The organism is Paractinoplanes brasiliensis (assembly GCF_004362215.1).
GTDB lineage: Bacteria > Actinomycetota > Actinomycetes > Mycobacteriales > Micromonosporaceae > Actinoplanes > Actinoplanes brasiliensis.
Genome location: NZ_SNWR01000001.1, coordinates 4,548,484 through 4,562,903 on the forward strand (window position 1 = coordinate 4,548,484; position 14,420 = coordinate 4,562,903).

Below are 14,420 nucleotides of genomic sequence, written 5' to 3' on the forward strand. Positions count from 1 at the left end.
AGCCTACGTCGTGGGGTCCTCGCCACGGGTCAGGCGGACGAACCGGTCCACCACGTCGCTGACCGAGCCGCCCTGGGACAGGATCGCCCGCTGCCGGGCAGCGCCGGTGCCGTGCGCGCGCAGGCGGCCCATCAGGACCGTGGCCGTCTCGAGGTCGCCGTGCCGTTCGAGCTCGGGCCGCACGTAGTCGAAGAGCTGCCGCATCAGCTTCCAGGCCGGACGGGGTTCCCGGGTGGCCATGTCGATGTTGAGGCCTTCGAGCCCGTCGTGGGCGGCCCGCCAGTGCGCGGCCATCAGCAGCGGGTGCGGCACGTCGGGGGCCGGCTTGCCGTCGCGTACCTCGTGCAGCAGCGTGGCGACCAGGGCGCGGGCCAGCGCGGCCAGCAGCACTGCGTCCTCGGTGGTGGGCATGACGTCGCCCATCCGGATCTCGACGGTGGGGTAGCGCGCGGAGAGGCGGGCGTACCAGTAGAGCATTCCCTCGTCGAGCATCGCGCCACTCGACTCGAGGTCGGCCACGAGCGTCTCGTACTCGGCGAAGGACCGCAGGTACGGCGTGGGCCCGACGGTGGGCCAGCGCTCCCACATCAGCGAGCGCCAGCTGGCGTACCCGGTGTCGCGGCCGCTGAAAAGCGGCGAGTTGGCCGTGGCCGCCTGGAAGATCGGCAACCAGGGCCGCAGGTGGTTGAGGATCTGCACGCCGGTCTCGTCGTCGGGCACGCTCACGTGCACGTGCGTGCCGCACAGGCCGGGGCCGGGCGAGAGGTCGCCGAAGCGCTCACGCATCCGGTGGTAACGCGGCTTGTCGACGATGCGGATGTTGGGCCCGGCGGCGGGGCCGGCCCCCATCGCCAGCAGGCGCGCGCCCGCCTGCTCGGCCGCGGCGGACACCGCGGAACGCAGGTCCCGCAGGGCCGTGGCGAGCACGGAGAGCTCGAGCTGGGGCGGGCTGGCCACCTCGATCTGCCCACGGGTCAACTCGTGCTGCACCGCGTCGCTCAGCTCGGGCGGCACATGGTCGAAGACCGCCTCGACCGCCTCCACCGCGCGCGGCTCAACCGCGTCCACCAGCAGATATTCCTCTTCGACGCCGAGCGTCAGCAGGTCGTGGGACTCGGCTCGCTCGGCCAGTTCGGGGTCGATGATGGTCGCGCCCGCGGCACCCGTATCCATGCGCCGTGGATTACCCGATCGTTGCCGCACAGAAACTGTCCCGCCCGTCCAGCAACTTTTAAGGATGTTTAAGGGCACGCCCTCTGGACTTCTACTGTTAACAGTCCTAATGATTGATACATCTCATTGGGTTGTGGTGGAGGGACGTCATGAAGCGCTCCAGATCGATAGTCCTGACGACCGTGGCGGCGCTCGTCGCCGGTGGCGCGGCGACCTATTTCTCCACGACGGCCTCGGCCGCGGTGGCCTGCGCGCCGGCCTGGAGCGCCACCCAGGTCTACACCGCCGGCAACACGGCGTCGCAGAACGGCACCAACTACACCGCCAAGTGGTGGACGCAGAACGAGTCCCCGGCCGTCCGTAGCGGTCAGTGGGACGTCTGGCGCAACGACGGCGCCTGTGGCAGCGGTCCCACGACCCCGCCGACCACCCCGCCCACGACGCCTCCGACGACACCCCCGACCACCCCGCCCACCACGCCTCCCACGACCCCGCCGACGAACGGTCAGCTGCCCGCGCACTTCCTCACCGGGTACTGGCAGAACTTCGACAACGGCGCCGCCCCCCTCAAGCTGGCCGCCGTCCCCGCCACGTACGACCTGATCGCGGTGGCCTTCGCGGACGCCACCAGCACCCAGGGCGCGGTCACCTTCACCCTCGACCCGGGGCTGGCCGCGGCCGTCGGCGGCTACACCGACGCCCAGTTCAAGGCCGACATCGCCACACTGCACTCGCGCGGCAAGAAGGTCGTCATCTCGGTCGGCGGCGAGAAGGGCACGGTCGCCGTCAACAGCGCGGCCGCCGCCACCGCGTTCGCCGACTCGGTGCACCGCCTGATCACCACGTACGGCTTCGACGGGGTCGACATCGACCTGGAGAACGGGCTCAACCCGACCTACATGGCCCAGGCGCTGCGCAGCCTGCGGGCGAAGGTGGGCGCGAGCCTGATCATCACGATGGCCCCGCAGACCATCGACATGCAGAACCCGCAGTCCTCGTACTTCGCGCTCGCGCTGAGCATCAAGGACATCCTGACCGTGGTGTTCACGCAGTTCTACAACTCGGGCGCGATGCTCGGCTGCGACCAGATGAACGCGTACTCGCAGGGCACGGTGAACTTCCTGACCGCGCTGGCCTGCATCCAGACCCAGGGCGGCCTGCGCCCCGACCAGGTCGCGCTCGGCCTTCCGGCGAGCACCCGCGCCGCCGGCGGCGGCTACGTGGCGCCCACCGTGGTCAACAACGCGCTGGACTGCCTGGCCCGCGGCACCAACTGCGGTTCCTTCCGGCCGCCGGCCACCTACCCGGGCATCCGGGGCGCGATGACCTGGTCGATCAACTGGGACGTCAGCAACGGCAACGGCTTCGCCAACACCGTCAAGCCCCACCTCGCCACCCTGCCCTGACGGCTCCCCGCCCGTCCCCCTCACCCCTCAGCAGGAGAATCCCCGTGAAACTGAGCAGGAAGTTGCTCGTCGCCGGCGCCGTCGCGCTGACCGGCACGGCCGCCGCGGTGCTGCCGATGGCGACCTCGAACGCCGCCGCCGCGTGCGCCCCCGCGTGGAGCGCCTCGCAGGTCTACACCGCCGGCAACGCGGCGTCACAGAACGGCGTCAACTACAGCGGCAAGTGGTGGACGCAGAACGAGTCCCCGGCCACCCACAGTGGACAGTGGGACGTCTGGAAGAACGACGGCGCCTGCGGCGGCAGCGGCCCGACGACCCCGCCCACCACGCCCCCGACGACACCTCCGACCACGCCGCCTTCCTCCGGCACGAAGATGGCTTCCGCGCCCTACGTCTACCCCGGCTGGGGCAACCCGCCGGCGCCCTCGACCGTGGCCGGCGCCACCGGCGTCAAGGCGTTCACCATCGCGTTCGTGCTCGCGAGCAACGGCTGCAACCCGGCCTGGGACGGCGAGAGCGGCCTGACCGGCGGCGTGCACGCCAGTTACATCGCCCAGGCCCGGGCGGCCGGCATCGACATCGTCCCGTCGGTCGGTGGCTGGAGCGGTAACAAGCTCGGCCCGAACTGCTCGACGCCGGAGGCTCTCGCGGGGGCGTACCAGAAGCTCATCGACGCGTTCCAGCTCAAGTCCATCGACATCGACATCGAGAACTCCGACGAGTTCGAGAACGCGGTCGTGCAGGACCGCATCCTCAACGCGCTGAAGATCGTCAAGCAGAAGAACCCGTCGGTGAAGACGATCCTGACCTTCGGCACCTCGCCGACCGGCCCGAACTACTTCGGCACCCGGCTCGTGCAGCAGGCCAAGGCGCTGAACGCGAACATCGACATCTTCACCCAGATGCCGTTCGACTTCGGCGGCGGCGCGGACATGTACGGCTCGACGGTGGGCGCCACCGAGGGCCTGAAGAACCTGCTCAAGACGACCTTCGGGTACACCGACTCGCAGGCGTACTCGCGCATCGGCATCTCGGGCATGAACGGTCTGTCGGACCAGCAGGAGCTCACCAGCACCGACACGTGGACGCGGATCCGCGACTACGCGAAGAGCAAGGGCCTGTCCCGCTTCACCTTCTGGTCGGTCAACCGGGACCGCGGCTGCGCCGGTGGCGGCGTGGTCTCCAACTGCTCCGGCATCGCGCAGGCCGACTGGGCCTTCACGAAGATCAGCGCCGGGTTCTGATCCTTACCCGTCCCCAGACGTGCGGCCGCTTCGTCCAGCGGCCGCACGTCGCCGTTTGCGCACCTTTTTGACGGCCCAGCTCGCGATCGTGACGATGAAGAACGCCCAGATCGCGTAGTCGAAGTACTGGCTGTAGGTCTCGAGATCCTGATAACGCGAGCCCAGCAGATAGCCGCCACCGACGAACAGGGCGTTCCAGACGCCGCTGCCGATCGCGGTGAAGAGGGTGAACTGGGCTAGGTTCATGTGGTTGGCGCCGGCCGGGATCGAGACCAGGCTGCGGACGACCGGCGCACACCGTCCGAACAGGACAGCCGACCGGGCGTGCCGCTCGAACCAGCGGTCGGCCTTGTCCAGGTCGTCGGCGTCGACCAGCGGGATGCGGTCGAGCCAGCGGCGCAGCCTCTCCTCGCCGAGCCCGTAGCCCAGCCAGTAGAGCAGCAGCGCGCCGCCGACCGAGCCGAGCGTGGCGGCGACGAAGACCAGGAACAGGTTGACCCGGCCCTCGCTGGCCAGATAGCCACCCAGCGAGAGCACGATCTCGCTCGGGATCGGGGGGACGATGTTCTCCAGCGCGACCAGCAGGCTGACGCCCACCTCGCCCCAGGACTCGATGACGGACGCCACCCATCCGGTGAGGCCGCCCTGTTGACTCAGACCCGCTTCAGCCATCGCCCCTTCATACCCACCGGTCCTTGAACGAACCTGAGACCCTCGTACGGCGGTTTGCATATGCCGACGGTCGGTATATGCTTCCCGGCGTGAACGAGCCGACCTTCCTCATCCTCACGGCCCTGGCCGGTGAGCCGTTGCACGGCTATGCCGTGATCGAGGATGTCGAGCGGATGACCGGTGGCCGGGTCCGCCTGCGGGCCGGCACCCTCTATGCCGCGCTCGACCGCCTGCGCCGCGAGGGCCTGGTCGAGCCCGATCGGGAAGAGGTTGTCCAGTCCCGCCTCCGGCGCTACTACCGGCTGACGGGGGCCGGCGAGCAGAGCCTCGAGGCCGAGACCGCTCGCCTGCGCGCTCAGGCCACCATCGCGGAGGGCCGGCTGCGGGCCCGCCGCACCGACCTCGGGGGAGCCACCACATGACCGAGACCCGTTACCGGCGCCTGCTCGCGCTCTATCCGCGTGCCTTCGTCCGGGAGTACGGGGACGAGATGGTCGGCGTGCTGATGGCCGACCGGCGTCCGGGCGTGGCCCAGGGGTTCGATCTCGTGCGCGGGGCGGTCGCGGCCCACCTGTCCCTGCTGTTCGCCGGACAGAGTCGGGTGGCCCGCACGGTACAGATCTTCGGCGCGCTGCTGTTGTTCGCGGTCGCGCTGCGACGGGTCGTCCCCGAGTTGTGGGTGGCTCTGGAACATCCTTCGTACGCCTCGGTTGCGCCGGTCAGCCTGGCTCGGATGGCCGGTTGGGGAGTGGCGCTGATCGGCGCCTATCTCGGGTGGCGTCTGCTCGGGGTGGCCGGGGCGACGGTCGGGCTGGCCGGTGAGATCGCCGCTCCCGCGCGGTTCTATCTGGACACCCCGGCAACGCTGCTCCACGCGTACTGGCTGATCGTGGCGGCCGTGGTCGTGCTGATCGCGGCGCTGACCGCCGAGCGGGGTGAGGCCGAGCCACGCGGACTCCCCTGGGTGGCCGCCGCGGGGACGGTTCTGGTCGCCGAGGGCACGTTGTTCCCGCGCTGGTTGAGCCCGGTCGGCACGGTCCTCGTGCTGATCGCCGCGGCGTTGGTCGCGGTGGCCGTGCTGTGGCAGGACAGAGCGACCCGCACCCGGCTGCTGTGCTGGGCCGCGCCCGTTGTCGCAACGGTGCCGTTGGTGCAGTGGGGCTTCAGCGGCCTGGTCGAGTACAACATGCGCAATCCCGAGTCGACGCAGCTGATCAACCCGTTGCAGTGGGCTGTGCTTGTGCTGGTGCCGCTGGTCGCCTTCGCCGGCGCCTCGGTGCTGAGCCGCCGCGACTTCGAGCGTCTGGCAGCGGCCCGCCGGTGACCTGAAGCCCCACCGGGTGGCCCGGCAGGCTGAGCACCTTCGGGGTGGGCGGTTTCGGGGCTGGGGGTGGGGGTGAAGTAGAGGGGCATGACTGACCGGTGGTATCGGAAAGCCGTCATCTACTGCGCTGACATCGACACGTTCGCGGACTCGAACGGGGATGGCTGCGGCGACATCCGCGGGCTGATCGGCCGGCTCGACTATCTGGCCCGGCTCGGCATCAACTGTCTGTGGCTCAACCCGATCCACCCGACGCCCGACCGCGACGACGGCTACGACGTGCTGGACTTCTACAACGTCGACCCGCGCTTCGGCAATCTGGGTGACTTCGCCGAGCTCCTGCACCAGGCCAACAACCTGGGCATCAAGGTCATCATCGACCTGGTCGTCAACCACACCTCCGACAAGCACCCGTGGTTCCAGTCGGCCCGGTCGTCGCCCGACTCGCCGTACCGCGATTGGTATGTCTGGTCCGAAACCGCTCCCTCCGACCGCAAGCAGGGCATGGTCTTCCCCGGCGAGCAGGGGGAGACCTGGACCTACGACCGCACCGCGAAGCTCTGGTACTACCACCGGTTCTACAAGTTCCAGCCCGACCTCAACATCAACAACCCCGAGGTCCGGGCCGAGATCAAAAAGATCACCTCGTTCTGGCTGCAGCTGGGCGTGGCCGGGTTCCGCATGGATGCCGTGCCGTTCATCATCGAGCAGACCGAGCCGGGCAACGCCAACTCGCCGAAGGACCTCGACTTCCTCTCCGAGCTGCGGCAGCACGTGCAGTGGCGCAAGGGCGACGCCGTGCTGCTGGCCGAGGCGAACGTCGAGCCCGCCCAACTGGTCGACTTCTTCGGTGACAAGGGCGGCTCCAACAACCGCATCCACATGCTGTTCGACTTCATGCTCAACAGCCGGCTGATCCTGGCCCTGGCCCGCGAGGACGCCGAGCCGATCATCGACGGCCTGCGCGACACCCCGCAGCTGCCCGAGGGCGCCCAGTGGGCCACGTTCCTGCGCAACCACGACGAGATCGACCTGTCCCGTCTCACCGCCGAGCAACGCGAGGAGGTGTTCGCGAAGTTCGGCCCCGAACCCGAGATGCAGCTTTACGGCCGGGGCATCCGGCGGCGGCTGGCCCCCATGCTCGGCAACGACCGGCGGTGCATCGAACTCGCGTACGCGCTGCAGTTCAGCCTGCGCGGAACCCCGGTCATCCGCTACGGCGAAGAGATCGGCATGGGCGACGACCTGACGCAGGACGGCCGGGACGCGATCCGCACCGCCATGCAGTGGTCGGGCCTGCCCAACGGCGGCTTCTCCACCGCCAAGCCCAAGGACCTGGCGCGCCCGTCGATCTCGGGTGGCGAGTTCGGGTGGGAAAAGGTGAACGTGACCCTCCAGCGGCACAACCCCAACTCGCTGCTCTCCTGGTTCGAGCGCATGATCCGTACGCTCCGGGAGGCGCCCGAGGTCGGCACGGGCAGCTGCAGGCACGTCGATATTCCGGCTCCGACCAGTGTGTTGGTGCATCGCGCCGACGGTGAGACGGGCACGATGGTCTTCGTGCACAACCTGGGGCCCGAGGCGGCGACCCTCGATCTCAGCTCGCTCTATCCCGAGGCGGAAATGCCGAACGACGTCCTGGCCGACCAGGAGTACTCCGACCTCGGGAAATGCGACAAGATCGAGGTTGCCGGGCACGGCTACCGGTGGATCCGGCTACGGCGTACGGCCTAGCTCGGGTTAAAGTGCACCCCCAGTGCACATTCACGTACGGAGGTCGTAGTGTCGCAGTCCGTTCCCACCCGCGTCGCCATCGTCACCGGGGCCGCCCGGGGCATCGGTGAGGCCACCGCCCGCAAGCTCGCCGCCGACGGCATGGCGGTGGCCGTCGTCGACCTCGACGAGGGCGCGTGCGCCAACACCGTGACGGCGATCCACGACGCGGGTGGCACGGCCCTCGCGGTCGGGGCTGACGTCTCCGACCCGATCCAGGTCGGCGCGGCCGTCGAGCGGGTCAAGGCCGAGCTCGGCGCGCCGACCGTGCTGGTCAACAACGCCGGCGTGCTGCGCGACAACCTGCTGTTCAAGATGACCGACGACGACTGGGAGACCGTGATGGCGGTCCACCTGCGTGGCGCGTTCCTGTTCAGCCGGGCCGTGCAGAAGCACATGGTCGACGCCGGGTGGGGCCGCATCGTCAGCCTCTCCAGCACCTCGGCCCTCGGCAACCGGGGCCAGGCCAACTACGCCGCGGCCAAGGCCGGCCTGCAGGGCTTCACCAAGACGCTGGCGATCGAGCTGGGCCGTTTCGGCATCACCGCGAACGCCGTGGCGCCCGGATTCATCGTGACCGACATGACAGCGGCCACCGCCGCCCGCGTCGGGGTCGATTTCGCCCAGTTCGAGCAGGCCGCCGTGGCTCAGATTCCCGTGGGCCGGGCCGGTCGTCCCGAGGACGTCGCGAACACCGTATCCTTCCTCGTCAGCGAGGGTGCCGGTTTCGTGTCCGGCCAGGTCATCTATGTTGCCGGGGGCCCTCGCTCCTAGGGCAGCCGTTGCTGGGAGGCGCTACAAAGAGATGATGAAGAACCGACGCATGAGCTCCCGCAGCGTGTCGCTCACCAGCACGTTCTTGCTGCTCGCGGCGGGTGGGGTGGCGGCCTGCGACAACGACGACGATTACGAGGACGCCGGCTTCTACTGCGCCGACGCCAACGGTGTCGTCGTCGACGAGGACAACTGCGACGACGACGATGACCGCGGCGGGTCCGGCCTGGGCGCGTTGCCGTTCTTCATCTGGTATTCGTCGGGTTACCGCTCGGGCTATCCGGTGGGCACCAAGCTCCCGCCGGGCGGCAACCGGTTCGCCTACAACGACACGAAGGCGCGGCAGTCGTTCGGGCTGCCCGCCAGCGGCAGGATAGGCAACGGCACGATCAAGACGAGCGTGGTCGGCAAGGGTGGCGCCGCGCGCAGCTCCAGCAAGAGCTCGGGCGGCTGAGCGTGCGCCGAGTCCCCTACGGTCCGGTTCGTGACGGCTGGAAGCTCACCAACTACAGCCTCGGCCTGACCTACAACGACACCGAGCTGCCGGACGGGTCGATGGTCTCGTACTGGCAGGAAGGCCCGTTCTACGACTTCACCGCGGCCGAGATCGAGGAGCTCGAGACGGCCACCGCCGCGCTTTACGAGATGTGTCTCGAGGCCGGCGACTGGATGGTCAAGCAGTGCCCGCGCCACACCGTGCAGGGGCGCAAGGACGGGTTCTTCGCCTCCATCTGCAACCCGCAGTCGTGTTACCTGGCCCGGATCGGCATCCCGGAGTTCGCGCACGAGCAGATCATCCGTACGTGGTTCGACGGCGACGCCGAGACGTGGACGCATTACGACAAAGACCCCGACATGCGCCTGCCGATGGAGACGCCGGATTTCTCGCCGACGGTCTACGGCCGGTTCGACCTCTGGTACAACGGCGCCGGCAGCCCTCCCAAGCTGCTCGAGTTCAACGCGCAGACGCCGACGTCGCTGGTCGAGAGCGCGGTCATCCAATGGCACTGGTCCGACCAGACCAACCTGACCAAGCACGAGTGGCGGCAGTGGAACTCGATTCACGACCGGCTGGTCGGCTGGCCCGCCAGTCCCGGTGAGCCGGCCGAGCCGGGCGCGTGGAAACGCAACATCGACAAGCTTCGCGAGGCGCGCACCTGGCTGCCGGAAAAGCCGAAGATCTTTTTCGCGTACGAGACGTCGGAGCGTACGGGCGAGGACAGGATGAACGTCGCCTACCTGATGGCGACGGCCGAGGAAGCCGGTTACCCGGTCGAGCTGATCGCGATGAGCCAGATCGGCTGGGACGTCGCCGGTGACCGCGTGGTGTTCGTGCCGGGCCCCGGCCAGGAACACAAGTCCGAGCCCATCGACATCATCTTCATGCTCTACCCGTGGGAGTGGTTCTGGAACGAGGAGGGCGGCAAGGCCTTCTTCCGCAACATGGCCGACCCCACCAAGCACGGCACGGTCTGGATCGAGCCGCCGTACAAGGCGGCCCTGCTCGGCAACAAGGCCCTGTTGCCGGTGCTCTGGATGCTCTTCGGCGACCACCCCGAGCGCAGCAAATACCTGCTCCCGGCGTATTTCGCGGAGTCGTCCAAGGCGGCCGAGCTCACCAGTTACGCCAAGAAACCAGTCTGGGGTCGCGAGGGCGGCTCGGTCACGTTGGTCAAGAACGGCGAGACGATCACCGAAAACCCTTCCGAGTACGGCACGGACGGCCGCTTCGTCGTGCAGGAGCTCTGCGAGCTGCCGTCGTTCGAGGGGCTGGAGGGCGTGGTCCACCCGGTGATCGGTTCGTGGCTGATCGACGGCGAGCCGGCCGGTATGGGCATCCGCGAGGGCTTGGGTGTCAAGGGCCTGGTCACCAACGACGCCAGCTTCTTCGTGCCGCACGTCATCGAGGCCGACGACTGAGCGGCTAACGGCTGGGTCGGTGCCGCCAGATCCACCACAGGCCGATGAACGGCAGCACCAGCGGGACGTAGCCGTATCCGCTGCCGAAACGCGACCACACCGTGTCGTCGGGGAAGGCCACCGCGTCGGCGATGCTCAGGGCGCCGACGACGAGCACGCCGAGCAGCTCGATGGTGCAGCTGACCAGCGCGATCAGCCGGCCCCGGGCGCCACCGACGGCGAGCCCGACGGTGGCCGAGAGGTAGACCAGGCCGGCGAACGCCGAGAGCAGGTACGCCAGGGGCGCCTCGTCGAAGTGCGTGGTGATCTGCACCAGGGCGCGGGCGCTGGCCGAGAGCGCGAAAACCCCGTACGCCAGCAGCAGGACCCGGCCGATGCCGGTGCCGAGCGCGGCGTCGCGCGGGCGGGATGAGGCCTCAGGCACCGGTCACCGACGCGATCTGCTGCAGCCGCAGCACCAGCACCGGCACGACCAGACAGGCGAGGCCGAGGATGAGACTGCCCCAGCGGGTGGGCTCGAGCCGGGCCAGATAGGCGCCGACCGGCACGAAGGCGATCGTCGTGACCAGGTAGCCGCCGAAGGTGGCCGGGTCGCTCGGCCGGGAGTCGCCGAACAGGCCGGCCACGGCGATCACGACGAGCACGGCGACCAGCGCGCTGAAGACCGCGGCGGCCAGCAGGTCGAAGCGGCTCGGCGCGCGGTTGAGGGCGGAGCGCAGCAGATACCACGCCGCCAGCACCAGGGCGGCGACGATCGTCACCACCGACAGAGGACCGTTCACCCGGCACAGCGTACTGATGGATCTCGGCCTGGTAGCTTGCGGCTGGACCATCAGAGAGGCAGGCAACAGCACATGCGCTTCGGACTGTTCGGCACCGGGCCCTGGGCCCATCTCGCGCACGCCCCGGCCCTCGCCGCCCACCCCGGCGTCGAGTTCGCGGGGGTCTGGGGCCGCAATCCCGACAAGGCCGCCGAACTCGCTGGGCAGCACGGGGCCCGGGCGTACACCGACGAGGCCGAGCTGCTCGCCGACGTCGACGCCGTCGCCATCGCTCTGCCGCCCAGCGTTCAGGGCCCGCTGGCCGTGCGGGCCGCCCGAGCGGGTCGCCACCTGCTGCTCGACAAGCCGATCGCGATGACCAACGCCGAGGCGGCCGAGATCGTCGCCGCTGTCGCCGAGCGGGATCTCGCCTCGGTGGTCTTCTTCACCCGCCGGCTCATGCCGCAGCTGGCCGAGTTCCTGGCCGACGCGGCCGCGACCGGCGGCTGGACGGAGGCCCGCGTCGACCACCTCGGTTCGATCTTCACCGACGACAACCCGTTCGGCGCGTCCCCGTGGCGCAAGGAAAGCGGCGGCCTCTGGGACGTCGGCCCTCACGCCTTGGCCCTGCTGCTGCCCGTGCTGGGCCCGGTGACCGAAGTGACCGGCCTGGCCGGCCCGCGCGACATGACCCACTTGTTGCTGCGCCACGCGAGCGGCACGATCAGCAACCTCACGCTCTCGGTGGACGCGCCGCCCGCCGCCGAGCGCGAGAACGCGCTGTTCGCGGGCGAGGCCGGCGTACGTACCCCGCCCGACATGCCGTGGTCCCCGGTCGAGGCCCTGGGCCGCGCCATCGATGAGCTGATCGCCAAGGCCGGCGGTGGCCCGGCGTCCGAGTTGGACGTCCGGTTCGGCGCCGAGGTGACCGCGATCCTGGTCGCCGCGCAGGAATCGATCGCCTCGGGCCGAACGGTCCCGGTCGGCAGCGCGCGCTGACTTTTTGCTTCCGTTGACCAGTCCAGGCGTACGGGTGGGTCGAATCAGAATCTGAATGGCTGCAACGGCGAAAGGCGGACCCATGGCGGAGCGCGGAACAAGCCGTCGCCCCGAACACCTGGCGGCGGTTCCGGACAGTGGCGCGCCGCCGCCCGCGGACGCCGGTGAGCTGCTCCGCGCGGTGGCCCGGGGCGACGAGAAGGCTTTCGGGCGACTCTACGACCTCGTCGCGCCGCGGGTTTACGGGCTGATCCGGCGGGTGCTGCGCGATCCGGCCCAGGCCGAAGAGGTGGCCCAGGAGGTGCTCGTCGAGGTGTGGCGCTCGGCGGCCCGGTTCGACCCGGCGCGAGGATCGGCCACCTCCTGGATTTTCACGATCGCGCATCGCCGGGCGGTCGATCGGGTGCGCTCCGAGCAGGCAGCGAGCGATCGGACCATCCGGGCCGGGGTGGCGTCGGTCGACACCCCGTACGACGCGGTGGCCGATGAGGTCTCCGGCCGGCTCGAACGTCAGCAGGTCCGGCGGTGTCTCGACGATCTCACTGAACTGCAGCGGCAGGCGGTGACGTTGGCCTACTACCAGGGTCATTCGTATCCGCGGGTGGCCGAGCTGCTCGGCGCGCCACTGCCGACGGTGAAGACGAGAATGCGCGACGGGCTCATCCGGTTGCGCGACTGCATGGGAACGGGGGCCTCCGCATGACCACGGAGATCCACACCCTGGTCGGCGCGTACGTGCTCGACGCGGTGGACGACATCGAGCGTGCGGCGTTCGAGCGCCACCTGCGGGAGTGCGACAGCTGCCGCGCCGAGGTCGACGAGTTCCGCGAGACCACCGCTCACCTGGCGCACGACACGTGGTCGGTGCCGCCCCCGTGGCTGCGCGAGAACGTGATGGCCGAGGTCGCGAGCACCCGGCAGCTGCCTCCGATGGTTCCGGAGGCTCCCGCGGCACCCTCGGCTCGCGGCTTGTCCCGCCGTCGGTGGCTCGTTTCCGCGGCGGCTGTGGTGGTCGCGGCGGCCGGGGCGGGCGCTGCTGTCTATGCGGTACAGGATCAGCGCGTACGGGATCAGCGGCAGATCGCCGAGGCCGCACGGCTCAACGAGGCCCGGGTCCGGCAGATCCTCGCCGCGCCCGACGTCGTGCTGAGGGAACAGCCGGTGTCGACCGGTGGCCGCGTCACGGTGGCCAGCTCCCGTCTGCAGAACGCGGGCGTGGTGCTGCTGGCCGCCGAATCCGCGCCGGCCGGCCGGGTCTTCCAGCTGTGGACGATCCGCCCCGGTGCTGATCCGGCCAACGCGGGCGTGCTGGCCGAGGGGCAGTCGGCGGACGTGGTGGTGCTCGAGGGCCTGCCCGGCGCGACCGACGTGGCCCTGACCCTCGAACCGCCCGGTGGCTCGGCCGCCCCGACAAGCGCGTTGCTGGCCGATGTCAAACTGGCCTGAGCTCAGGGGACGGTGCGCTCGATCGCGGCAGCGCCGTCGCGATCGAGTTCCCGGCGGGCCCGCTCGACGTTCTTCGGGGTGGGGTCGCGGCCCTCGGCGACGGCCAGGTCCTCGGGATCCCACGGCTGATCGGCCCCCGTACGCACCTTCGGCTCCTCACCGGGCTGCAGGAACTCGGGGTTGTCGCTGTCGGCGCCGCCACCGGTGATGAACGCGTCGACCGCGACGTCGTCCTCGATCGCGTCGGCGACCTCAGGTGTTTCCTCCAAGGGCCGCCGTGTCTCGTCGGTCATGGTGTCCTCCCTCGTTCGGCTCATCTGCGGTAGTACCCCATCAACAGGGGTACTCACCACCGGACGGAAAGGGACGATCATGTTGTCCGCAGGTCAAACTGAGCGCTAACTGGACAGGACTTGCGCGTTACGGATGGACGCTGAGTAGCGAGACGAATACATTTTCGCCTTGACGCCCGTTCGCGGGGCCCGGTGGGATGCGCCGGGCCTTCGGCACGAGCGGGCGCGGTGAGGGGGAAACGCATGACCGAGAGTCGGGGAGGGCGGTCGTGACCAGCCTGTCCGATGCCGAGCGGGACGCGTGCGACGCGATGCAGGCCCTGGTGGGTCTGGCCGCGCTGCTGCGCCGCCCCGCCGCGGACGTGCCGGGACTCGACCCGGCCGACCCCGCGGCCGACGACGCCCGTCGCCTGCTGCTGAGCCTGGCCGAGGACGGTGGCCAGGCCGCGGCCCGGGTGCTGGCCTATCTGCGCACCCAGCGCGGAGCCGGCGACGGTGACCTGGTCGCGGTCCCGCCGCGTCTGGGCCAGTGGCGCGAGTGGGTGCCGCCGCGTGGGCACGTCTTCGGTCTGCCGGAGGTCCGGCCCACCGCGAACGAGGTCCCCCAGCCGCGCCGCAGCGACCCGGGCGAGTAA

General features: G+C 69.8%; 17 protein-coding genes. 12 read left to right on the forward strand and 5 right to left on the reverse strand.

Annotated elements, in window-relative coordinates; genetic code table 11:
• Positions 1-3: 3 nt before the first annotated feature.
• Complete coding sequence (locus C8E87_RS20635) at positions 4-1,173, reverse strand: carboxylate-amine ligase (RefSeq protein WP_133874616.1); 1,170 nt, start codon at positions 1,171-1,173, stop codon at positions 4-6.
• A gap of 149 nt (positions 1,174-1,322) precedes the next feature.
• Between C8E87_RS20635 and C8E87_RS20640 the strand changes: the two genes are divergently transcribed.
• A complete protein-coding gene (locus C8E87_RS20640) occupies positions 1,323-2,579 on the forward strand; it encodes a chitinase (RefSeq protein ID WP_133874617.1) in 1,257 nt (418 codons plus the stop codon).
• A gap of 44 nt (positions 2,580-2,623) precedes the next feature.
• Positions 2,624-3,823 (forward strand): carbohydrate-binding protein, encoded by a 1,200-nt coding sequence (locus C8E87_RS20645; protein WP_133874618.1) that lies wholly within the window; start codon positions 2,624-2,626, stop codon positions 3,821-3,823.
• Positions 3,824-3,826: 3 nt separating this feature from the next.
• Here C8E87_RS20645 and C8E87_RS20650 read toward each other — a convergent pair whose 3' ends face one another.
• The gene (locus C8E87_RS20650; protein WP_133874619.1) at positions 3,827-4,495 is read right to left on the reverse strand and encodes a DedA family protein; all 669 of its coding nucleotides are present in this window, start codon (positions 4,493-4,495) and stop codon (positions 3,827-3,829) included.
• An 89-nt stretch (positions 4,496-4,584) separates the two neighbouring features.
• Between C8E87_RS20650 and C8E87_RS20655 the strand changes: the two genes are divergently transcribed.
• The 6 genes from C8E87_RS20655 (at position 4,585) to C8E87_RS20680 (ending at position 10,286) form a co-directional block, all read left to right on the forward strand.
• Positions 4,585-4,917 (forward strand): PadR family transcriptional regulator, encoded by a 333-nt coding sequence (locus C8E87_RS20655; protein ID WP_438866084.1) that lies wholly within the window; start codon positions 4,585-4,587, stop codon positions 4,915-4,917.
• Positions 4,914-5,819 (forward strand): hypothetical protein, encoded by a 906-nt coding sequence (locus C8E87_RS20660; protein WP_133874621.1) that lies wholly within the window; start codon positions 4,914-4,916, stop codon positions 5,817-5,819. The genes C8E87_RS20655 and C8E87_RS20660 overlap by 4 nt, the downstream gene beginning before the upstream one ends.
• Before the next feature lie 87 nt (positions 5,820-5,906).
• A complete protein-coding gene (locus C8E87_RS20665; RefSeq protein WP_133874622.1) occupies positions 5,907-7,553 on the forward strand; it encodes an alpha-amylase family protein in 1,647 nt (548 codons plus the stop codon).
• A 48-nt stretch (positions 7,554-7,601) separates the two neighbouring features.
• Positions 7,602-8,366 carry a 3-oxoacyl-ACP reductase FabG gene (gene fabG / locus C8E87_RS20670; RefSeq protein ID WP_133874623.1) on the forward strand — a complete coding sequence of 255 codons (765 nt, stop codon included), beginning with the start codon at positions 7,602-7,604 and terminating at the stop codon, positions 8,364-8,366.
• 49 nt (positions 8,367-8,415) lie between these two features.
• Positions 8,416-8,820: a hypothetical protein gene (locus tag C8E87_RS20675; RefSeq protein WP_133874624.1), complete on the forward strand. Its 405-nt coding sequence runs from the start codon at positions 8,416-8,418 to the stop codon at positions 8,818-8,820.
• Between the two features lie 2 nt (positions 8,821-8,822).
• Positions 8,823-10,286: a glutathionylspermidine synthase family protein gene (locus C8E87_RS20680; RefSeq protein WP_133874625.1), complete on the forward strand. Its 1,464-nt coding sequence runs from the start codon at positions 8,823-8,825 to the stop codon at positions 10,284-10,286.
• Positions 10,287-10,290: 4 nt separating this feature from the next.
• On the opposite strand, the gene C8E87_RS20685 is transcribed toward C8E87_RS20680, so the two are convergent.
• Both C8E87_RS20685 and C8E87_RS20690 read right to left on the reverse strand, forming a co-directional pair.
• A complete protein-coding gene (locus tag C8E87_RS20685; RefSeq protein ID WP_133874626.1) occupies positions 10,291-10,710 on the reverse strand; it encodes a hypothetical protein in 420 nt (139 codons plus the stop codon).
• Positions 10,703-11,068, reverse strand: coding sequence for a hypothetical protein (locus C8E87_RS20690; RefSeq protein ID WP_133874627.1), 366 nt, complete (start codon positions 11,066-11,068; stop codon positions 10,703-10,705). The genes C8E87_RS20685 and C8E87_RS20690 overlap by 8 nt, the downstream gene beginning before the upstream one ends.
• A gap of 72 nt (positions 11,069-11,140) precedes the next feature.
• Between C8E87_RS20690 and C8E87_RS20695 the strand changes: the two genes are divergently transcribed.
• The 3 genes from C8E87_RS20695 to C8E87_RS20705 all read left to right on the forward strand — a co-directional run bounded on the left by C8E87_RS20695 (position 11,141) and on the right by C8E87_RS20705 (position 13,492).
• Positions 11,141-12,046 (forward strand): Gfo/Idh/MocA family protein, encoded by a 906-nt coding sequence (locus C8E87_RS20695; RefSeq protein WP_133874628.1) that lies wholly within the window; start codon positions 11,141-11,143, stop codon positions 12,044-12,046.
• An 82-nt stretch (positions 12,047-12,128) separates the two neighbouring features.
• A complete protein-coding gene (locus tag C8E87_RS20700; protein ID WP_133874629.1) occupies positions 12,129-12,749 on the forward strand; it encodes a sigma-70 family RNA polymerase sigma factor in 621 nt (206 codons plus the stop codon).
• Positions 12,746-13,492, forward strand: coding sequence for an anti-sigma factor (locus C8E87_RS20705; RefSeq protein ID WP_133874630.1), 747 nt, complete (start codon positions 12,746-12,748; stop codon positions 13,490-13,492). Before C8E87_RS20700 ends, C8E87_RS20705 begins: the two co-directional genes overlap by 4 nt.
• A gap of 2 nt (positions 13,493-13,494) precedes the next feature.
• Here C8E87_RS20705 and C8E87_RS20710 read toward each other — a convergent pair whose 3' ends face one another.
• Positions 13,495-13,785 (reverse strand): hypothetical protein, encoded by a 291-nt coding sequence (locus C8E87_RS20710; RefSeq protein ID WP_133874631.1) that lies wholly within the window; start codon positions 13,783-13,785, stop codon positions 13,495-13,497.
• 269 nt (positions 13,786-14,054) lie between these two features.
• Between C8E87_RS20710 and C8E87_RS20715 the strand changes: the two genes are divergently transcribed.
• Positions 14,055-14,420 carry a hypothetical protein gene (locus tag C8E87_RS20715; protein ID WP_239079833.1) on the forward strand — a complete coding sequence of 122 codons (366 nt, stop codon included), beginning with the start codon at positions 14,055-14,057 and terminating at the stop codon, positions 14,418-14,420.

Coding starts and splice junctions, on each gene's coding strand:
- C8E87_RS20650 (WP_133874619.1), bottom strand. CDS start 4,495: ATGGCTGAAGCGGGTCTGAGTCAACAGGGCGGCCTCACCGGATGGGTG.
- C8E87_RS20675 (WP_133874624.1), top strand. CDS start 8,416: ATGAGCTCCCGCAGCGTGTCGCTCACCAGCACGTTCTTGCTGCTCGCG.
- C8E87_RS20700 (WP_133874629.1), top strand. CDS start 12,129: ATGGCGGAGCGCGGAACAAGCCGTCGCCCCGAACACCTGGCGGCGGTT.
- C8E87_RS20640 (WP_133874617.1), top strand. CDS start 1,323: ATGAAGCGCTCCAGATCGATAGTCCTGACGACCGTGGCGGCGCTCGTC.
- C8E87_RS20635 (WP_133874616.1), bottom strand. CDS start 1,173: ATGGATACGGGTGCCGCGGGCGCGACCATCATCGACCCCGAACTGGCC.
- C8E87_RS20705 (WP_133874630.1), top strand. CDS start 12,746: ATGACCACGGAGATCCACACCCTGGTCGGCGCGTACGTGCTCGACGCG.
- C8E87_RS20660 (WP_133874621.1), top strand. CDS start 4,914: ATGACCGAGACCCGTTACCGGCGCCTGCTCGCGCTCTATCCGCGTGCC.
- C8E87_RS20665 (WP_133874622.1), top strand. CDS start 5,907: ATGACTGACCGGTGGTATCGGAAAGCCGTCATCTACTGCGCTGACATC.
- C8E87_RS20710 (WP_133874631.1), bottom strand. CDS start 13,785: ATGACCGACGAGACACGGCGGCCCTTGGAGGAAACACCTGAGGTCGCC.
- C8E87_RS20695 (WP_133874628.1), top strand. CDS start 11,141: ATGCGCTTCGGACTGTTCGGCACCGGGCCCTGGGCCCATCTCGCGCAC.